We start from the raw sequence: 19716 nt of genomic DNA on the forward strand, positions 1-19716 counted from the left end.
CAAGCATCCTCCGGTAACCGGGCGGGGGCGTCCAGTGCCGGCCCGGGCCGAAGGAGGAAATCTCTATGAGAGACCCCAGGAGGCTCCGCGCGGCTGCCGTGTTCACGGCCGCCGCTGTGGCAGTCGCAGGCATGGTCGTGGCCGGGCCGGCCGCCGCCGGACCCGGACCGGCCGGCCAGTCGGCCAGGCCCGACTCCATCCCGCAGGAAAGCGCGAAGCCGACCCAGGTCACGCTGATCACGGGTGACGTCCTCACCGTGCGCAGCATCGACGGGAGAACGGCGATCAGCGCGAACGGCTCCGGGCCCTCGCAGGGCATCGTGTCGCTCTACGAGGAGAACGACCGTACCTATGCCGTCCCGGCTGCCGCCCAGGCGGGCGTCAACAGCGGCCATATAGACCGCGAGTTGTTCAACATCGACACGCTGACCAGCAACGGGTACGGCACGTCCGGGCCGGTTCCCCTCATCCTCGACAACCAGGACGGCGCCGAGGCACCGGCGAAGCCCGCGCAGGCGCAAGGGGGCCGCGCCCTCAAGAGCATCAACGCGCTGGCGGTCACCGTGGCCAAGAGCAGGACGGAGAGTTTCTGGCACACCTACGACAGCGCGGACGACCTGCGTGCGCGCGGGATCGACCGGATCTGGCTCGACGGCAAGGTCTCGGTGGACCTGGCCGCGTCGGTCCCCCAGATCGGTGCCCCCGATGCCTGGAAGGCGGGCTTCGACGGCAAGGGCGCCACCGTCGCCGTCCTGGACACCGGTGTTGACGCCACCCACCCCGACCTCGGCGGGCGGATCTCCCAGATCAAGAACTTCACCGAGAGCGCGGACGCCGTCGACCACCACGGCCACGGCACACATGTCGCCGCGACCGTCGGCGGCAGCGGCGCGGGCAACGGGCACAAGGGGGTCGCGCCCGGCACCGATCTGATGGTGGGCAAGGTCCTCGACGACGACGGCACCGGCACGTTCAGCTCGATCATCGCCGGTATGGAGTGGGCGTCCCGGAACGGCGCCGACGTGGTCAGTATGAGTCTGGGCAGCGACGCCCCTGACGACGGCAGCGGCCCCCTCAGCGCCTCCATCGACGAGCTCACCGAGGAGACCGGCTCCCTGTTCGTGGTCGCCGCGGGCAACGCCGGCCGTCGGGCCATCGGCAGCCCCGCGTCCGCGAGCGAGGCACTCACCGTCGGCGCCGTGGACAAGGCGGACGCGCTCGCCGGGTTCTCCACCCGTGGGCCGCGCAGCGGCGACTTCGCGGTCAAGCCCGAGATCTCGGCCCCGGGCGTGAACATCCTGGCCGCCCGGGCGGCGGGCACCGGCATAGGCACCCCCGCCGACGACCTGTACACCACCGCGAGCGGCACCTCGATGGCCACCCCGCACGTCGCCGGTGCCGCGGCGATCCTCAAGCAGCAGCACCCCACATGGTCCGCCCACGACCTCAAGGCCGCCCTGGTCACCACGGCCAAGGCGGGCGAGTACCAGGTCGCCGAGGGCGGCGTGGGACGCGTCGACCTCACCCGGGCGGTGTCCCAGCAGGCGTACGGCACGCCCGCGGCCCTGAACCTCGGGGCGATCCGCTACGCCGAGGCCGGCGACTACAAGCCGGTCGAGCGTGCGGTCACCCTGCACAACTCGTCCGACTCCGACCGGACGTTCACCATCGAGGACGACGGCGTCGATGCCGCAGGGCACCAGCTGCCGGACGACGCGCTGACCGTGTCGCACACCTCGGTCACCGTGCCGGCGGGCACCTCCGCCGACGTCACGATCAGCGTCGACCCGAACCTGCTGGCAAGGGACACGCACTACACCGGCCGGGTGTCGGCCACGGCAGAGGACGGCACCGCCGTGCTCTTTCCCTTCTCCTTCCTGATGGAGAAGAAATTGTTCGAGGTCACCGTCAAGGGCATCGGCGCCGACGGCGTCGCGGCCGGCGGCCCCAGCCAGGCACACCTGTTCAGCGCGACCGGGCTGCTGTCCAAGACGTCCTCGACGTTCAACGCCCAGGGTGTCGCCCGACTGCGGGTGGAACCGGGCGAGTACATGATGTACACGAACATCTTCACGCCCGACGCCTCACGCTCCTGGATCGAGGCAGCGACCGCGGCCTTCGACTCGTCGGTGACCGTCGACCGCGATGTCACCATCACTCTCGATGCCCGCGAGGCCACCGAAGTCGCGGTGGACACCGGCCGCACCACCGAATGGCGCGGCGGCGCGTTCACCTACGTCCCGCGCGGTGTGGACTTCATGACCCTGCTCTCCGCGGACATCAAGACCATCTCGACGCTTCCGTCCCCCGGCGACAAGAGCAGTGAGTTCGTCCTCAACTCCTCGCTCACGGCCCCCGTACTGACCGCGAAGGCGAAGACCCGCAAGCCTCTCACGCTGACCCCGACCCGGTTGGACGGAGCCAAGCGGTTCAGCGGCCATCGCACGCTCAAGGCCGTCGACGCCGGGACCGGAACGCCCGCGGAGTACCGGAAGATCAACGCACGCAACAAGATCGTCCTGGTCACCCGTGACGCCGACGTACCGATCTCCGCGCAGATCGACACCGCGGCCCGGCATGGTGCGGCCGCCGTGGCGGTCGCGAACGACACCCCCGGCCGTCTCGTCGCCCCGGCCGGCTCCACCGCGGCGCCTGCCTTCGCGCTCTACGGTGAGCAAGGCAAGCAACTCGCCGCACAGGCCGCGAAGGGCGACGTCCGCATCGAACTGAAGGGCACTCCTTTCAGCCCCTTCCAGTACGACCTCGTCCACTCGGTCCAGTCGATCCCGCAGAGCGGCCTGAAGTTCGTCACCGACTCGACCAACACGGCACGCGTCGACGCCAACTACTACGCCCACGCCCAGCAGGAAGGAAACCTGCTGCAGGCATCCGGGCGTACCGGACAGTACTTCTACGCCTCCACCACCGTGCCGATCCGGCTGGGCGCCACACATGAGGAGTACGTCACCGCCGGCCCCGCCACCCGCTACTGGACGGGCGCCGACATCGCCGGTTCCAACGGCATAGCCATCTTCGACCGGGGCTGGCACAGCTTCACTGCGGGAGAGCGGCGCGGAGTCGACTGGTTCAAGCAGGTGGCCAATCCCACCCGCGGCGCCACCTGGATGGACCAGGGCTACTCGTCGGCCGTCGGCGACTACCTCTCCATCGGTGCCATGCCGTTCCCCGACAGCGAGCCCTCGCACCAGCCGACGCCGGGCTGGAACGACAACATGTCCGTGGTCCTCTACCGCGGGGACAAGGAAATCGGCCGCACGGACGACTACTTCTACAAGACCTTCTACGTCGGTCTCGAACCGGGCACCTACCGGGCGGTCCAGAAGATCGACCGCGACGCGCCTGGCTGGGAGTTCTCCTCGTCGGCCACGACCGAGTGGACCATCAAGATCGCCAAGACTGGAGTCTCCTCCCGTATCCCCATGCCCACGCTGGCCTACGACATCGACGTCAACCTGCGCAACCGGGTCAAGGCGGGCAAGCAGCAGCCCATCACCGTCCGCGCCACGCTGCCGCCGTACACCGAGGGCACGATCACCGAGGTGAAGACCTGGGCCTCCTACGACGACGGCGCCAGCTGGACCCCCGTCAAGCTCAACACGTCCCAGGAAACGGGTGAGTTCACCGGCACCCTGCGGCTTCCCCGCGCCTCGGCGACCTCGGGCCAGGTGACCCTGCGGACCCAGGCCACCGACGCGTCGGGCAACCGCATCGACCAGACCGTCGAGCGGGCCTTCGGCCTCGAATAAGCACCAACTGTTGTACTGCCGCTGTGAGTTGCCCCGGCCGGCCGTCCGGGGCAACCCCGCGGCCCCGAGCAGCCTGGCGAGCGAGGGGTGTCGGCGGTGAAGACGCGGGTGACGCCCGCCTCGGCGAGGGAATCGAGCGGCACCGGATCGCCTTGCGGCCATCCGTGAAACACCACGCTCCAGAGCTGTCAGGATCCGGCCGCGGCGGCGCGCTCGCGGTTGGCACGGATCTCGTCGTGGTGGTCGGTGGCCCAGCCGACCAGGGACGTGACGATGTCATGGAGGCCCCGGCCCAGGGGGGTGAGGGTGTACTCGACGCGCGGGGGCACCTCGGCATAGGCGGTACGGGTGATCAGGCCGTCCTGGTGGAGCTGACGCAGCGTGAGGGTGAGCATGCGCTGGGAGATTCCGGGGATCTGCCGCTGCAGGTCGGTGTAGCGCAGCGGGCCGGACTCCAGGACGGCGATCAGCAGCAGGCTCCATTTGTCGCCGACGCGGTCCAGGACCTGCCGGACGAACGCCATGTGCTCGGCGGGGATGGCCGCGCACGGCCCGATCGCCGCAGCCCCCGCCGTCTCCGCTCCGACAGCCGTCTCCATGGCGCACATTCCTCTCCGGCACGCACACCGATGTGCCTTTTGTAGCGACTTCCATACTGGTCCACCATGGCGTTACGCACAAGTCGTAAGAATTGGAGTGCGCGATGAAGGTGGACATGTGGTCCGAGATCACCTGCCCCTGGTGCGGACTGGGCAACCACCGCCTGGAGCGGGCCGTCGAACGGTTCGAGCACGGCGATCACGTGCAGGTGATCCACCACTCGTTCCCGCTCAGCGGCAACTTCCCCGAGGGGCGCGTCTTCTCCGTCCGCGAGGCGCTGCTGCGTCAGCACGGCGTCGGCGGCAGCCGGGCCGAGGCGTCGACCCGGCGGATCGAGACGATGGCCGGGAACGAGGGCCTGACCCCCTACCGGGTGCTGGACAACGAGGTCGGCAACACCGACCTGGCGCACGAGTTCCTCGCCCATGCCTCCGCCGAAGGAAAGAACCGCGAGGCCTGGGACGCGATCTTCCGCACCTACTTCGGCCAGGGCGAACCCGTCTTCTCCCTGGACGACCTGCTGAGGCTCGCCGGCGAGCTCGGCCTGGACCGTAAGGAGACCCGCCAGGCCCTCGACCAGCGCCGTTACCGGCAGCAGGTGCAGGACGACGCCCGCCGGGCACAGCGTCTGGGCGCGCGCGGCGCCCCGTTCATCATCATCGACGGCCGCTACGGCGTCCCCGGCGCGCAGGACAGCGACACCCTGCTTGAGCTGCTGCGCAAGGCCTGGGACGAGACCCACCCGGTCACGCTCGCCACCGGCGGTGACCTCCAGGTCTGCGGCCCCGACGGCTGCGCCGTCCCCGAGCGCGACTGACATCCACCGCCGCCGGTCGTCCGCGCTCCCACACCGACCGGACCGTCGCCCTCACACAAGCCGGTCACCGGCCCCACCAGCCCCCTGCGGCCGCCGAGGCCGGCACCGAGAAGGCGGCACCCCGGATCAGTGGGACCGGCCACCGATCCGCCGGAAAACCGCACGACACCCCCGAACAGTCTGAGGAGACACTCCCATGTCCAAGGTGATCGCTGTCTTCGGCGCCGGTAAGGGCCTCGGCGCCTCCGTCGCCCGCCGCTTCGCCCGCGAGGGCTTCGGTGTGGCCCTCGTCGCCCGCCGCAAGGACCGCCTCGACGCGCTCGTCGAGGAGCTGAAAGCGGAAGGTATCGACGTGGCCGGCTTCACCGCCGACCTCTCCGAGCCGGACGACGTTCCGGCCGTCATCGACGCCGTCCGTGACCGCTTCGGCCGCATCGACGTCGTCGAGTACGGGCCGATCAGCGCCGAGCAGGCCTTCGTCCCGGCCGCGAAGCTGGACGCCGGCACCCTGCGGAAGGACAGCCCGCTGCTGCTGCTCACCCCGGTGGAGGTGGCCCGTGCCGTGCTGCCGGAGTGGATCGAACGCGGCGACGGCGCCTTCCTGATGACCACCGGCGCCTCGGCCGGTCACCCCCGGCCCTTCCTCAGCGGTGTCGGCCCGCTCATGGCGGCCGCCCGCAACTGGTTGTTCTCGCTCAACGGCGAGGTGGCCGAGGCCGGCATCTACGCCGGCACCCTGTCCATCGCCGCGTTCATCGCCCGCAGTGAGATGGGTGAGCTGGCTGCGGCGAACGTGGCGGACAACGGCTTGCCCGAGACGGGTCCGCTGGTGGATCCGGACGAGCTCGCCGAGCAGTACTGGGACATGTACACCAGGCGCGACCGCGTCGAGCAGCTCCACCCCCGGCCCCAGGCCCCGCAGCCCGGTATCGGCTGACCCGTTCCGCCGGGCCGCGGGAGTGCGGGAGCACGTCGGGCGTGGACCTACGGCACGACGACCGTCAGCGATGTGTTGGTGAGTCGGAAGCCGAGCCCCTCATAGACACGGCGCGCGGGATTCGCGTCGCTCACGGCAAGGGCGACTTCGGTCAGCCCGTCCGCCGCGGCCGCGCCGAGTACCCGCCGAAGCAGTTCGGCGCCCAGGCCCGCGTACCGTGCCCCGGGTTGACGGAACACGTCCGCGATCCATGGCAGGCCATCGCGGTCGGTGACGATCGCCCCGGCGACGACGCGGTCCGTATCGTCCACCACCAAGGCACTGCACCGAAGGACCGGGCCGAGGACGGAGCCCGCCAGCAGAGGTGCCAGACGTTCGTTCAACGCCCTTTCGTCGCTGCCCTGGTAGTGGTCAGGGTGGCCGACAGGGAAGGCGGCGCGCCACGCCGGGAAAATTGCCTCGCCAGCGCGGTCGCAGGGAGCCGTGCGAAGCCCGTTTCCGAGGTCACGTGAGGACCAGTCGGCCGGCGGCGGAGACGCGATCAGGTCCCTCCGCATCTCATGAGCGTGTCGCATCACCCGGGCACCACGGCGCAGCAGCTCCGCACCGAGCTCCACGGATCCCGACACCGCCCATCCGGACATGCCGGAGACGATGGTGTCCACCGGGTCGGGTCCGACCACTTCGGCCAGGTCAGCCCACGGGTGCCCCTCGCGCACACCGCGCAGATAGCTCAGGACCGGCACACCATGCGCATTCGTCAGAATCTGGCGCTGCTCGTCGTTCTCAGTCACTCGTCGTCCTCAATAGATCACCTGTGATCAGCGCTGACATCCTGCGGCCCCACACTCGGCACGGCAACAGAATTACGATCCGAACCGGTCACCGGGTCGCCTTCTTGTGCCGTCGCGTGGTGTCACATGGTGCCGAGTGGTGCCACTTGGTGCCATCTGGTGCCGTCGGGTGCCGCTTCATCCTTCAAAGGGCGCATGAGCACGCGTGGCGGCTCAGCCGACCAGGCCGCACCCTTTGCGTTTCCGCAGCTCAGAAGGTCAGCTCGAACGCGAGGCGCCATATAGGCTTGCGTATGGCGCCATTGTGATGCCATGATGACGCCATGGACCTCACCCCGTATGTCGACGCCCTCCGCCGCGAACTCGCGGTGGCCGCCGAAGCCGGTGGCGACGAAGCCCGCGAGCTCGCCGAGAGGCTCACCGCTCCCCTGGAGTCGGCGACCCGGCTGACCATGCTCAACGTGCTCTCCGCCGCGATGGACGAGATCACCCGTGACCTCGCCCCCGGCTCGGTCGACGTACGGCTGCGCGGGCTCGACCCCGACTTCGTGGTGACACCGCCGCCCACCGACGGCGGCGCCCCCGCACAGCCGGCCGCGCCCGTCGAACCGTTCAGGACCCCGGCCCCGGCCGACGGCGACGAGGGCGGCACCGCCCGCGTCAATCTGCGGCTGCCGGCCCACCTCAAGGCCCGCGCCGAGGAGGCCGCGACCCGCGAGGGCCTGTCGGTCAACGCCTGGCTGGTGCGCGCCGTGTCGGCCGCGGTCGACGGCGGCACCCGGCCGCGTACGACCGAGAAGACCCAGACCGTCGGACAGAGCTTCACGGGCTGGGTGCGCTGACCGCACCCCACCCGCACCACTTCACTCACACCACGTCCCACCAGCGGGGACGTCCTGAAGACCCAGGAGGACGGGACAGCCATGCCTTCTTTCGACACTCCCGAACCGATTTCGGTGACCGCCCACGTGTCCGCCGGTTCCATCCGGTTCACCGCGGGCGACCGCCGCGACACCGTCGTCGCGGTGCAACCCCGCGACCCGAAGAAGGACCAGGACGTACGGACGGCCGACCAGACCGAGGTCACCTACGCGAGCGGCGCGCTGACCGTCAGGACGCCCAAGCCCAATCTGTTCGGCCGCACCGGCACCGTCGACGTGACGGTCGAACTCCCCACGGGCTCGCGCGTCGACATGACCGGCTCCTGGGCCCAGGTGCTCGGCGAGGGCCGGCTCGGCGAGGTCCGCGTGAAGACCTCGTCCGGCGACGTCCGCCTCGACACGACCGGCCCGCTGACGCTGACCGCCTCCCACGGCTCGATCACCGTGGAACGGATCGAGGGGGCGGCCGAGATCACCACCAGCTCCGGCAGCCTGCGCGTCGGCCTCGTCGACGGCCCCGCCGTCCTGAAGAACTCGCACGGCACCACGACCGTCGGCGCCGCGACCGGCGAGCTGCGGGTGAGCGGCGCCAACGGCGACATCGACATCGCGCGCGCCGAGGACTCGGTGACCGCCACCACCGCCCACGGCACCCTGCGCGCGGGTGAAGTGGCCCGTGGGACCGTCCAGTTGGAGACCTCCTACGGCGCCATCGAGATCGGCATCCGCGCAGGCACGGCCGCCTGGCTCGACGTCGGCTCGGGCTCCGGCCAGGTGCGCAACACGCTCACCGCGTCCGGGACCCCGGAGGAGACCGAGGACACCGTCAAGGTCCGCGCCCGCACCCGGCACGGCAACATCGACGTCCGCCGCGCCAAGGCCTGAGTGTCACATCCTCAACCGGCCCCCATCCCCACCCACTTCAGCCTTCGAACGGAGGGCTCCATGCCTTCATCTGTCATGCCCACGCCCATGCGAGGCGACGGTCACCCCTCGCCGGCCGCCATCTCCGCCGTCGGTCTGCGCAAGTCGTACGGCGACAAGACCGTCCTCGACGGCATCGATCTGCGTATCCCGGCCGGGTCCGTGTTCGCGCTGCTCGGACCCAACGGCGCAGGCAAGACCACCGCCGTGCAGATCCTGTCCACGCTCAGCACCGCCGACGGCGGGCAGGCCCAGGTCGCGGGCCACGACATCGCCACGTCACCGGGCGGGGTGCGCGCCGCGATCGGCGTCACCGGACAGTTCTCCGCCGTCGACGGGCTGATCACCGGCGAGGAGAACATGCTCCTCATGGCGGACCTGCACCATCTCTCCAAGCGCTCGGGACGGCGGGTCACCGCCGAACTGCTGGAGCGGTTCGACCTCGTCGACGCCGCGAGGAAGCCCGCCCAGAGCTACTCCGGCGGCATGAAGCGCCGCCTCGACATCGCCATGACCCTCGTCGGCAACCCACGGATCATCTTCCTCGACGAGCCCACCACCGGCCTCGACCCGCGCTCCCGGCACACCATGTGGCAGATCATCCGCGAGCTCGTCTCCGACGGCGTCACCGTCTTCCTCACCACCCAGTACCTGGACGAGGCCGACGAACTCGCCGACCGCATCGCCGTCCTCAACGACGGCAGGATCGCCGCCGAGGGCACCGCCGAGGAGCTGAAGCGGCTCATCCCCGGCGGACACATCCGGCTCCGCTTCACCGACCCGTCCGCGTACCGGAGCGCCGCCGTCGCGCTGCGCGAGACCACCCGGGACGACGAGGCGCTGGCACTGCGGATCCCCAGCGACGGCAGCCAGCGCGAGCTGCGCTCCCTCCTCGACCGGCTGGACTCCGCCGGCGTCGAGGCGGACGAGCTGACCGTGCACACCTCGGACCTCGACGACGTGTTCTTCGCCCTGACCGCCTCCACCGTGCCGAGCCGGCCCGCCCAGTCCACCCAGCCCACCCAGTCCAAGGAAGATGTCCGATGAGCTCCCTCTCCCTCGCCGTGCGCGACTCGTCCACGATGCTGCGCCGCAACCTGCTGCACGCGCGGCGCTACCCGTCCATGACGCTGAATCTGCTGCTCACGCCGGTCATGCTGCTCCTGCTCTTCGTCTACATCTTCGGCGATGTGATGAGCGCCGGCATCGGGCACGGCGGGGCGGACCGGTCCGACTACCTCGCGTATCTCGTCCCGGGCATCCTGATGCTGACCATCGGCGGCACCACGATCGGCAGCGCGGTGTCCGTCGCCACGGACATGACCGAGGGCATCGTCGCCCGCTTCCGCACGATGGCGATCCACCGCGGTGCCGTGCTCATCGGACATGTCGTCGGCAGTGTGCTGCAGTGTGTGATGAGCGTGGTCCTCGTCGGGGCCGTCGCCGTGGCGATCGGGTTCCGGGCCACGGACGCCACCGCCCTGGAGTGGCTCCTGGCCGTCGGGCTGCTGGTGCTCGTCTCCCTTGCGCTCACCTGGATCGCGGTCGGGATGGGCCTGTCCAGCCCGAACGCCGAGGCGGCCAGCAACAACGCCCTGCCGCTGATGGTCCTGCCGCTCCTCTCCAGCGCCTTCGTACCGGTCGACGCGATGCCGGGCTGGTTCCAGCCGATCGCCGAGTACCAGCCGTTCACCCCGGCCATCGAGACCCTGCGGGGGCTGCTGCTCGGCACCGAGATCGGCCACAACGGGTGGCTGGCCGTGGCCTGGTGCGTGGGACTGGCCGCGCTCGGCTACGTCTGGTCCAGGTCGCTGTTCGACCGCGACCCGAGGTAGGGACCGGCAGTTCGCCCCGCACCAGGGCGGCGTACCCCGACACCGCGTCGGCGTACGCCGCCCCGTCGGCGTTCTCCGCCGCGGACACTCCGGCCGTCCAGGGGCTGGTAGTTGTGCGGGCCGCCGGGTAAGTGGGGGAAATGGACGAGAACACATGGCAGACGTTCGCCAAGGACGCGCCCGGGCTGCCTGCCGAGGTCCGCAAGGAGAGCCGCGAGAAGGGCGTCTGGTCACGCATGCACCGAAAGGTGCGAGATGTCGATATCTGGGTGGTGGCCGTGCGAGGCTATTCGCTGAGTGCGGGCGGGGGAACGACCCCGGTCGCCCACGTCGGCGTCCACTTGCGGCCCACCCATGTCACCCCGGGCCTGCCGAACATCTGCCTACGGCCCCGCACGCCTCTCGGCAACTTCCTCAAAGGCCACGGTGTCCGCTGGGGGTTCGGGCCCGGCACGGGCGACGCGAGGTTCGACCGCACCTACCGGATCTACAGCTGGCATTCCGCGCAGGCCCTGCCGCTCCTGACGGAACGGGTTCTCGCCGACACCCTCGAACACGCCGACAACGGGTGGTGGCTGCGCCGGGGCACCCTGAGCGTCTACCCACATCGCTCCCGCGACAAGGCGTCCATCAGCAAGGACAGATACAACGCTTTCATCCGGCTGGCCAAGAACCTCACCGGAGCACCGGATTCGCCACCGCAGGCGGAGTGACCCCCGCCACGGCCGCAGCTTGTCGGGGCGCAGAAGGGCGACCATGCCGACCGCGCCGGAGCCTGCGCGCCACAAATACGGCGGCGGGCCGAGTAAGCCAGTTGGCGACAGGCCGCCGGGGTACGGCTGACGATCTCGGCCACTTCGGCGAAGGGGTGGCGGAAGACGCCCGATCGGCCGGTGGGCCATTCCGCGGTACCGGGCAAGGGCTCCGGGATCCATGTGCCCACGTACGTCTCCCGCCGCGCCCGCGCCGAGCGACCAGGTCCAGGCAGCTCCGACCGGCGGCCTTCGTCAGCCGGCCGCCGGGAGATTCGCTGCCTTCCCGCTGTTCCGGAGGCATGGAACACCAGCGGACGTACGTCTCCTGTACGACGTCCTCGGCATCGGCCGGCGAGCCGAGGAGCCGGTGGACGACATTGATCAGCTGACGCCGCTCGCCCATCTCCGGCACGGCCCGAAACAACCCATAGCCCTGGAGATTAAACCGGACGGTATGTATCTTCGGACTGCCCGAGGGAACCCACCTCTTGACTTCGCACCAGCACTGCTCAGGGGGGAGAGCCATGTCCGCGAGCACATACCGCGCCACCCACTCCATACGCAGCGCGCCACTGGCCCGGAGCGAGACGGCGGCACCCATGGGAAACGGATATTCCGGCCACCCGTCGCTGACCACCACCGTCCCCAAAGAGTATGTCCACCGTGCGAGCATCGCCGAGGTCATGCTCACCGACTGGAAACGCGACGCCGACGGGCATTTCACCGTGGCCGCCCAATGGCCCCGCGGTCACAGCTTCTTCACCGCCGTCCAGGGCTGCCACGATCCACTGATCGCGGCCGAAACGATCCGGCAGGCCGGAATTCTGCTGTGCCACACCGAGTTCGGCGTGCCCCTGGACCACCACTTCCTGCTGTCCAAGCTCAGGGTCAGCGTATTACCCGCCCGGCTTCTCATCGGCAGCGCACCGGCCGGCATCGACCTCCACATGGTCTTCTCCGACACCAGGCAGCACCGTGGCCGCCTCACATCCGGCCGGCTGGAAACCGTTCTCCGCCGCGACGGCCGCGCGGTGGCCACCGGAAGCGCCGCCTTCACCTGCGCCTCCCCCGCCGTCTACCAGCGCCTGCGCGGCCGGCGCCGCGACCTCGACTGCCGCCCCCTGCCGCTCACGACTCCGCTGCCCCCGCACCTCGTGGGCAGGCTGCTCCCGATGGACGTCGTCCTGTCCCCCACCGACGAAGCCCACCGCTTCCAGCTGCGGCTGGACATCCGTCACCCCGTCCTCTTCGACCACCCCGTCGACCACGCGCCGGGCATGGCCCTCATCGAAGCCGCCAGACAGGCGACGACCGCCACGTTGGGCCGGGTCTCGCTGCCGCTGAGCATCGAGACCGACTTCCTGCGCTACGTGGAGCTGGACGCACCCTGTTTCCTCGTGGCACAGCGTGTTCCGGGCGGGGAGTCGGACGGGCACGAGTCGATACGCGTGACCGGATACCAAGGACAGGAGACGGTCTACAGCTCGACCGTGACCGTGCCCACGCCCACCGGTCGGCCCTCCTGAGCCTACGACCACCGGGCCGACGGACACCCGGCCCGGCGATGGGCCTGCTCACCGCGGCCGTGCCGACGCCACGACCGCCCGAGAGGGGTGTGACACATGGGTGAACTCACCGGCAGAACGGCGCTCGTGACCGGCGCCGGCCGCGGCATAGGCAGAGCGGTCGCCCGCGGACTGGCCCGCGACGGGGCCCTCGTCGCGGTCCACTACCACCGTAACGAGACCGCCGCCCGCGAGACGCTGGAACTGATCGCCGAGGACGGCGGGCAGGCCTTCGGCGTCCGATCCGAGCTGGGGGTACCGGGCGACGCCGAGGCCCTGTACGCCCGCCTGGAGGACACGCTGGCCGACCGGGGAGCCGGTCCCGACCTCGACATTCTCGTCAACAACGCCGGCGTCAGCGGTCCCGGCCGCGTCCAGGACGTGACACCCGAACTCTTCGACCGGCTCTTCGCCGTGAACACCCGCTCCCCTTTCTTCCTCGTCCAACGAGGCCTGAAGAACCTCCGCGACGGCGGCCGGATCATCAACATCTCCTCGGCCGTCACCCGCATCGCCTACCCCGAATCCGTCGCCTACGCCATGGCCAAAGGCGCCCTGAACACCTTCACCCTCGCGCTGGCCAAAGAACTCGGACCACGTCGCATCACCGTCAACGCAGTCAGCCCCGGATTCATCGAGACCGACATGAACGCAAGGAAACGGACCACTCCCGAAGCGGCCGCGCAACTCGCCGCGTTGTCCGCCTTCAACCGGATCGGTCATCCGGCCGACATCGCCGACATCGTCGTCTTCCTCGCCTCCGACCGATCCCGCTGGATCACCGGCCAGTGCATCGACGCCAGCGGCGGCTCCCGCCTCTGATCACCGCACCTCACGCGAACACCGACACCATCAGATGCCGTCCGGCAGGTCCGCGCGGCTCGACCTAGGCGGTTGCGATCACTCTGCGGCACATACGTCTCATCGCGGTCAATATCGACGGAGTACTGCTGAACGACACCTTCAGCCCCGTCATCCACCAGTTCGTGACCGACCTCCGCGGCACCTACACCGCCGAGGACGAACGGGCGCTGCTGTCCCAGCCCCAGCTCCAGGCCGCCGCGGCGCTGGCCGTCCCCGGGACCACGCCCGAGGAGACCGTCGAGGCGTACTTCCGCCGGCGCAAGGAATACCTCAAGGATCACCCGGTACAGGTACAGGAAGGCTCCCGCGCACTGCTCGACCGGCTGCGCGCCACCGGAGCGCTCCTGGTGTGCTACGGCGGGCTCGGCCGCCCCCACTTCGACCGTCACCTCGCCTCCTGCGCCGGCTACTTCGACGGCCCCGGCTATGTGTGCACCGACCAGTTCCGCCCCGGCATCCGGGAGATCACCGAGGATATCTTCCAACTCGCCTGCCATCAGGCGCTCTTCATCGACGATGTGGCCCGCGTCGCCGAGGCCGCCCGAGCCCTCGGAGCAGCGTTCATCGGACACCCCACGAGCTACGAGCACAGCTTCCAGCGGCAGCTGATGCACGAGACCGGGGTCCGCCACGTCGTCGATTCACTCGACGCCATCGACGAGCGGCTGCTGCGTACGGTCGACACCGAGGCCGTCGACGGCAGCCTGTGGCCCCGCAGCGATTCTTCAGCCGGCTGACCGTTCCGTCCGGTACGATCCGGACGGTTTTTTCATGCGCTGCTCCCCTCGGAGCACGGTGGACGGGAGGTCAAAGATGGCCCAGCAAGAACGAGCGATCAAGACCCGCCGGACAGTGCTGGAGGCAGCCGCGAAGGTCTTCGCCGAGCACGGATACGCCGCAGCCACCGTGGCGGACATCCTCAAGACCGCCGGGGTCACCAAAGGCGCGCTCTACTTCCACTTCGACTCCAAAGAAGCCCTGGCCAAAGGCGTCCTGGAAATCCAGACCGAGCAGCCCCCTCCCCCGCAGGACATCAAACTCCAGGAGATGGTCGACCTCACCATGACGGTCGCCCGCCGTCTCGTGCACGACCCCGTTCTCCGGGCCGGCGCCCGGCTCTCCGCCGACCCCACCGGCCGCAAACACTACGGAAGCGCTCTGCCCCTGTGGGTCAACCTGCTGACCGCCATCCTCACCGAGGCCCACCAGCGCGGCGAAACCCTCCCCCACGTCGAACCACGCCCCGTCGCCGAGATGCTCGTCAGCGCCTTCCACGGCGTACAGCTCTACGCCCATCAGGAAGCCGACAACAACGACATCGAAGAACGCGCCGCAACGCTCCTGCAGTACCTCCTGCCCTCCATCGCCACGCCCACCACACTGATACGCCTGCACATCGCCCCCACCCCGAGCGGACTCGGCACCGTTCCCACGGAGGTTGCGCACGGCGCCGGCGACGACGGCCGGGTGCCTACGGCAGTGGTCAGTATCGAATCTCGATGAGGCGGCCCGCTGCGTCCGGCTCGGGCCGCGGGGGAACCCGCTCCGCTATCCCGAGCGCGATCCGATGCGCCGACCAGGCCGCGGCAGCGGCGTCGAGCACATCATCGGCGGCGATCTGATCGGCCTCTCCGAGCCCGTCCGGGAGTACGACTCCGGCCTCGGCCAGCAACGCGCGGCGCATGTTCTGGCCGCGCCACGTCTTCTTGGCGTACGGCGCAGGCACCCCGCCGGCCAAGGCACAGAAGGACACCTCGGGATGCACCTCGTGGACGCGCTCATCGGCAAGCCAGCATGCCCGAGCCTCAAGGAGTTTCGGTGCCAGCGCCCACGCCTGCCGGCTCAGCCGATTCCCCGTGAGCTCTTGGCACCGGTGTGCGGCCGCCGCATAGTCAGGCTCCTGCCACGCGAGCCTTGGCGCTATGAGGAAAACGCTGCTGCGTCGTGTCCCGAGCAGCGATCTGGCCGCGAGGTCGGCGGCACGCCAGCCCTTCTCGACCAGCCCCAGTGGCATGTCCACCCCGATCGTGTCCACCGCACCGGCACGCTCGATCAGCGCGGCGAGGGATACGGCCACCAGGCTCTCCGCGTACGCGCCGCCCGTGAGCCGGATCCCCACCCACCCCTGCTTGCCGCAGGCGTCGATCCCCAGGACGTCCGTCTCACCCCCGCCCCGACTCGGCTGCACACCCATGGCCCCAGTATGTGCGGGATCTGCGTTCGGCCGTGCCCGATGGCCGTGCGTCTCACCGGCCTTCCGCAGGCCAGGTGGCGATGGTCTCCTTCAGCGACGCGTCGAGCGAGGTGGGCGCTATCCCGAAGGCCTCGGTCGCGGCGGAGGAATCCATCACGAACGGCCTGCGGAACTGGTATTGGGTCTCGCGGAGTTCGCGGACCATCGGGTTGCCGAGCCCGCCGAGCCAGAGCACGGCCGCGGGCATGGTGGACAACCGCGGCGGGGGCGCGTCGGCCAGTGCGCAGGCGCGGGTGGTGATGTCGCGCAGGGAGACCGGTGCGGTGGACGGTACGTGCCAGGCGCGGCCCCACGCGCTTTCGTCCGCCGCGACGGCGACCAGGGTGCGCGCGACATCGCCCACATAGGTCCAGCTGTGCGGCGCGTCCAGGTCCGCGGGGACGCGGGCCCGTGCTCCCGCCAGCACCTTGGGCAGGACAGCCATGGTGAGCAGCGACTGGATGCCGGCCCCCAGATAGTCCGAGGAGCGGACCTCGGCGGTGCGAAGGTGGCCCGCCTTGTGCGCGGCGAGCGCGTCGGCCCACATCCGGGCCCGGACCCGGCCCTTCGTGCCGGTCGCCAGCAGCGGATGCTGCTCCGTCATGGCGCCGGTCACCGGACCGTAGCCGTAGAGGTTGCCCGCGGCCACCAGCACGCTGCCGCTGGTGCGGGCCGCTTCGAGGAAGGCGGCTGCCAGCGGGGGCCAGTCGATGGGCCACCGGTGGTAGGCCACGCCTGCGCAGTTGTAGAGCACGGTCGCCCCCGTGCAGAGCCGGGCGAGCGCCGGTGCGTCGGTCGCGTCGGCGGCCACCCGCTCGACGGCCGGGTGGTCGGGGCCGGTACCGCGCCGCGTGACCACGCGGACCCGTTCCCCTTGGTCGGCGAGCAGGCGCGCGGTGGCGGTTCCCACCGGTCCGGCGCCCACGATGACATGCAGAGACATGAGTGACCCCGAGTGTGTGTACGGCGTTCTCTTTCGAGAACAGTGTTCTCTGTCTTCATCTCAGCCGTCCTCGACCCATCTGTCAAGAACACTGTTCTCGCTGCGGACCACCGTTCTCCTCGCTGTGCGAGAATGCCGTCATGTCGGTGCCATCACTGCGGGCCCGGGTCCGCGCAGAGACCGTCGAGGAGATCCGCACGATCGCCAAACGGCACCTGGCCACGGACGGAGCGAATCTGTCCCTGCGAGCCGTGGCACGGGACGCCGGACTGGTCCCCTCGGCGCTCTATCGCTACTTCCCCAACCGTGATGCGTTGCTGACCACGCTGATCACGGACGCCTACACAGCGCTCGCCGCGTCCGCGAAGGCCGCGGAAGCCGCCGTACCCCGCGACGATCTGCCGGCCCGGCTGCTGTCGCTCGGCCACGGCGTGCGCTCCTGGGCCCGTGCCCACCCCGCCGAATACGCCCTGATCTACGGCAGCCCGGTACCGAGCTACACGGCCCCGCAGGAGACGCTGGTACCGGCATCGGAAGTCGTGATGACCCTGATCGGCATCCTGTTCGACGGCGCCGAGCGCGGGCTGCGCCCCGCGGCCCCGCCCCGGCCGCTGCCCCCGGCGATCCACGCGGAGCTGCACCGGCTGCTGGACCAGAGCCCCCGGCCGAAACCCGCCGGCACCGAACCGGCACCCGAGATGGTGATCGCCACCGCGTTCACCCTGTGGATCCAGCTGTTCGGCCTGGTCAGCTTCGAGGTCTTCGGACGGCTCGACGACCTGATCGAGGAACGGCAGGAGTACTTCGAGCACCAGATGCTGGTCATGGCCGACTTCGCCGGGCTCACCGCGGTCGCCCCCTCGCTCTCGTGCTCCCGCGTGTCTGTGACCGATGGAGGAAAGGGTCCACGATGATGGCGGCCGGAGGCGGGTGGGCGGCGGTCCGTCACGGCGAGCGTTCCACTGTCACCTCTCACCAGGGCGGGCGTCCGCGCGGCGAAAGGGAACGGCATGCAGATCGACCTGACCGGGCGGACCGCTCTGGTCACCGGCTCCACCCAGGGCATCGGCGCCGCGATCGCGACGGAACTCGCTCGGGCCGGCGCGCGAGTGGGGGTCAACGGCCGGGAGCCGGGCAAGGTCCAGGCCGCCGTCGAGCGCCTTGAAGGAGACGTCCCCGATGGGGAGTTCGTGCCCGTGGCCGCCGATGTGGCCGCGGCGGAGGGGGCCGAGCGCGTCAGGGCGGTCCTGCCGGAGGTGGACATCCTCGTGAACAACCTCGGGATCTTCGGCGCCAAGGACCCGCTGGACATCACCGATGACGAATGGCGCCGCTACTTCGAGGTGAACGTGCTGGCCGCGGTCCGCCTCACCCGCATGTACCTGCCGGGGATGAGCGAACGAGGCTGGGGACGCATCCAGTACATCGCGAGCGACTCGGCGGTGGTGATCCCCGCCGAGATGATCCACTACGGCATGTCCAAGACCGCGCTGCTCGCCGTCGGCCGCGGCTTCGCCAAGCAGGCCGCCGGCACCGGCGTCACCGTGAACTGTGTGATCGCCGGCCCCACGCACACCGAGGGTGTGGAGAACTTCGTCTACCAGCTCGTCGACCGCGACCTGCCGTGGGACGAGGCGCAGCGCACGTTCATGAAGCAGCACCGGCCGCAGTCGCTGCTGCAACGCCTCATCGAGCCCAGGGAGATCGCCCACATGGTGGTCTATCTGAGTTCCGATCTGGCATCGGCCACCACGGGCGGCGCGCTCCGCGTCGACGGCGGATACGTCGACGCGATCCTGCCCTGACCAGGGTGCGCGCGCACCGCCACGAGGAGCGGCCGAGCTCAGGGACGCCGGTCCATGGGGTCCGGGTGTGCGGTGCGGGAGGAGGGCTCCGACAGCGCCGCGTTGCGCAGGTGTTCGGCGAGCGCCGCGGTGGCCGTCGACGAGACGCGGTCCTTGACACCCCAGGCCAGCAGATGGTGACGGCGGGCCCAGGGATCCGCCAGTTCGCACACGGCGAGTGGCTGGTGGGGGTCGATGGCGCGACGCGGCACCACGGCGAGCCCCACGCCTGCGGCAGCGAGGGCGACGAGGACACCGAGGTCGGCGACGGTGGTGCGGTAACGCGCCACCGGAGCGTGCGGTCCGAGGTGTTTCTCGATCCAGCGGCGCAGCGAGGAGCCGGCGTCGAGGCCGACGAGCGGGTGCTCGGCGACCTCGCGGTAGGCAAGCGAGGTCCGCCCGGCGGTGATTCCTCCGGCCTGGCCGATCACGACGAGGGAGTCGTCGCCGAGGGGCTCCATGCGCAGACCGCAGTCGCGGGCCTCGTCGTCGAGGACGACTCCCAGATCCGCCTCGCCGTCGCCGAGCAGGCGCACCGTTTCCGGGGTGCGGCTCTCACGCACCGTCACGTCGACGTCAGGGTGCGCGCGGAGGAACGAGACCAGGGCCTGTGGCACGAGCCGATGCATCGCGGAGCCGCCGGCCAGCAGGGTGAGGGGAGCGGCCGGGGACCGGGTGTAGCTCGCGACGGCGCTTTCGAGCCGTGCGGTCTGGGCCAGCACGTCGCGGGCGTGGCGGGCCAGCGTCGTTCCCGCCGGTGTGGGCCGCACACCTCGTCGTCCGCGGATCAGCAAGGGCACACCGGCGTGGTGCTCCAGCGAACGCACCCTGGCGCTGGCCGAGGGCAGGCTCAGATGCATCCGGTGAGCGCCCGCCGTGATCGACCCCTCCGTCACGATGTGGAGGAAGAGCCGCAAGTCGTCCAGGTCATAGCGCACCGTCCCAGCCTAAGGCTCA

Annotated in this window: 19 protein-coding genes and 1 pseudogene; 14 read left to right on the forward strand and 6 right to left on the reverse strand. The window is 70.2% G+C overall.

Annotated elements, in window-relative coordinates; all coding sequences use genetic code 11:
• Positions 1-65 precede the first annotated feature (65 nt).
• On the forward strand, positions 66-3767 hold the full coding sequence (locus CTZ28_RS28935) for a S8 family serine peptidase (protein WP_147481211.1): 3702 nt from the start codon (positions 66-68) through the stop codon (positions 3765-3767).
• A 188-nt stretch (positions 3768-3955) separates the two neighbouring features.
• On the opposite strand, the gene CTZ28_RS28940 is transcribed toward CTZ28_RS28935, so the two are convergent.
• Entirely contained in the window at positions 3956-4366 is a 411-nt protein-coding gene (locus CTZ28_RS28940) for a winged helix-turn-helix transcriptional regulator (protein ID WP_220795430.1), read from the reverse strand.
• 104 nt (positions 4367-4470) lie between these two features.
• Between CTZ28_RS28940 and CTZ28_RS28945 the strand changes: the two genes are divergently transcribed.
• Together CTZ28_RS28945 and CTZ28_RS28950 are read left to right on the forward strand one after the other, a co-directional pair.
• On the forward strand, positions 4471-5184 hold the full coding sequence (locus CTZ28_RS28945; protein ID WP_121892663.1) for a DsbA family oxidoreductase: 714 nt from the start codon (positions 4471-4473) through the stop codon (positions 5182-5184).
• 196 nt (positions 5185-5380) lie between these two features.
• Positions 5381-6121 carry an SDR family NAD(P)-dependent oxidoreductase gene (locus CTZ28_RS28950; protein WP_121892664.1) on the forward strand — a complete coding sequence of 247 codons (741 nt, stop codon included), beginning with the start codon at positions 5381-5383 and terminating at the stop codon, positions 6119-6121.
• Positions 6122-6168: 47 nt separating this feature from the next.
• Here the strand turns inward: CTZ28_RS28950 and CTZ28_RS28955 are convergent, their stop codons facing one another.
• Positions 6169-6915, reverse strand: coding sequence for a GNAT family N-acetyltransferase (locus CTZ28_RS28955; RefSeq protein ID WP_121892665.1), 747 nt, complete (start codon positions 6913-6915; stop codon positions 6169-6171).
• A 323-nt stretch (positions 6916-7238) separates the two neighbouring features.
• Between CTZ28_RS28955 and CTZ28_RS28960 the strand changes: the two genes are divergently transcribed.
• The 5 genes from CTZ28_RS28960 to CTZ28_RS28980 all read left to right on the forward strand — a co-directional run bounded on the left by CTZ28_RS28960 (position 7239) and on the right by CTZ28_RS28980 (position 11268).
• On the forward strand, positions 7239-7757 hold the full coding sequence (locus tag CTZ28_RS28960; RefSeq protein WP_121892666.1) for a toxin-antitoxin system HicB family antitoxin: 519 nt from the start codon (positions 7239-7241) through the stop codon (positions 7755-7757).
• Between the two features lie 81 nt (positions 7758-7838).
• Positions 7839-8681 (forward strand): DUF4097 family beta strand repeat-containing protein, encoded by an 843-nt coding sequence (locus CTZ28_RS28965; protein ID WP_121892667.1) that lies wholly within the window; start codon positions 7839-7841, stop codon positions 8679-8681.
• 60 nt (positions 8682-8741) lie between these two features.
• Positions 8742-9767: an ATP-binding cassette domain-containing protein gene (locus CTZ28_RS28970; protein WP_183154645.1), complete on the forward strand. Its 1026-nt coding sequence runs from the start codon at positions 8742-8744 to the stop codon at positions 9765-9767.
• A complete protein-coding gene (locus tag CTZ28_RS28975) occupies positions 9764-10555 on the forward strand; it encodes an ABC transporter permease (protein WP_121892669.1) in 792 nt (263 codons plus the stop codon). Before CTZ28_RS28970 ends, CTZ28_RS28975 begins: the two co-directional genes overlap by 4 nt.
• A gap of 140 nt (positions 10556-10695) precedes the next feature.
• Positions 10696-11268: a hypothetical protein gene (locus tag CTZ28_RS28980; protein WP_121892670.1), complete on the forward strand. Its 573-nt coding sequence runs from the start codon at positions 10696-10698 to the stop codon at positions 11266-11268.
• A 53-nt stretch (positions 11269-11321) separates the two neighbouring features.
• On the opposite strand, the pseudogene CTZ28_RS28985 reads toward CTZ28_RS28980, so the two are convergent.
• A pseudogene (locus CTZ28_RS28985) lies at positions 11322-11713 on the reverse strand (sigma factor); the annotation flags it as partial.
• A gap of 121 nt (positions 11714-11834) precedes the next feature.
• On the opposite strand from CTZ28_RS28985, the gene CTZ28_RS28990 reads away from it, so the two are divergent.
• The 4 genes from CTZ28_RS28990 to CTZ28_RS29005 all read left to right on the forward strand — a co-directional run bounded on the left by CTZ28_RS28990 (position 11835) and on the right by CTZ28_RS29005 (position 15242).
• A complete protein-coding gene (locus CTZ28_RS28990) occupies positions 11835-12836 on the forward strand; it encodes a ScbA/BarX family gamma-butyrolactone biosynthesis protein (RefSeq protein ID WP_121892671.1) in 1002 nt (333 codons plus the stop codon).
• A 96-nt stretch (positions 12837-12932) separates the two neighbouring features.
• Entirely contained in the window at positions 12933-13697 is a 765-nt protein-coding gene (locus tag CTZ28_RS28995; RefSeq protein WP_121892672.1) for an SDR family NAD(P)-dependent oxidoreductase, read from the forward strand.
• 164 nt (positions 13698-13861) lie between these two features.
• Entirely contained in the window at positions 13862-14476 is a 615-nt protein-coding gene (locus tag CTZ28_RS29000) for an HAD family phosphatase (RefSeq protein WP_310887630.1), read from the forward strand.
• A gap of 76 nt (positions 14477-14552) precedes the next feature.
• Positions 14553-15242 carry a ScbR family autoregulator-binding transcription factor gene (locus CTZ28_RS29005; RefSeq protein ID WP_183154646.1) on the forward strand — a complete coding sequence of 230 codons (690 nt, stop codon included), beginning with the start codon at positions 14553-14555 and terminating at the stop codon, positions 15240-15242.
• On the opposite strand, the gene CTZ28_RS29010 is transcribed toward CTZ28_RS29005, so the two are convergent.
• Both CTZ28_RS29010 and CTZ28_RS29015 read right to left on the reverse strand, forming a co-directional pair.
• Positions 15223-15933: a DUF429 domain-containing protein gene (locus CTZ28_RS29010; RefSeq protein WP_121892675.1), complete on the reverse strand. Its 711-nt coding sequence runs from the start codon at positions 15931-15933 to the stop codon at positions 15223-15225. The two genes, CTZ28_RS29005 and CTZ28_RS29010, sit on opposite strands and share 20 nt — an antisense overlap.
• 52 nt (positions 15934-15985) lie before the next feature.
• Entirely contained in the window at positions 15986-16915 is a 930-nt protein-coding gene (locus CTZ28_RS29015) for an NAD-dependent epimerase/dehydratase family protein (RefSeq protein WP_121892676.1), read from the reverse strand.
• 140 nt (positions 16916-17055) lie between these two features.
• Between CTZ28_RS29015 and CTZ28_RS29020 the strand changes: the two genes are divergently transcribed.
• Together CTZ28_RS29020 and CTZ28_RS29025 are read left to right on the forward strand one after the other, a co-directional pair.
• Positions 17056-17829, forward strand: a complete 774-nt coding sequence (locus tag CTZ28_RS29020; protein WP_121892677.1) for a TetR/AcrR family transcriptional regulator — start codon at positions 17056-17058, stop codon at positions 17827-17829.
• Positions 17830-17925: 96 nt separating this feature from the next.
• Positions 17926-18720, forward strand: coding sequence for an SDR family NAD(P)-dependent oxidoreductase (locus CTZ28_RS29025; RefSeq protein ID WP_121892678.1), 795 nt, complete (start codon positions 17926-17928; stop codon positions 18718-18720).
• A gap of 38 nt (positions 18721-18758) precedes the next feature.
• Here CTZ28_RS29025 and CTZ28_RS29030 read toward each other — a convergent pair whose 3' ends face one another.
• Positions 18759-19697, reverse strand: a complete 939-nt coding sequence (locus tag CTZ28_RS29030) for a LysR family transcriptional regulator (protein ID WP_121892679.1) — start codon at positions 19695-19697, stop codon at positions 18759-18761.
• Positions 19698-19716 lie beyond the last annotated feature (19 nt).

The organism is Streptomyces shenzhenensis (assembly GCF_003688995.1).
In the GTDB taxonomy this organism is placed as follows: Bacteria; Actinomycetota; Actinomycetes; order Streptomycetales; family Streptomycetaceae; genus Streptomyces; species Streptomyces shenzhenensis_A.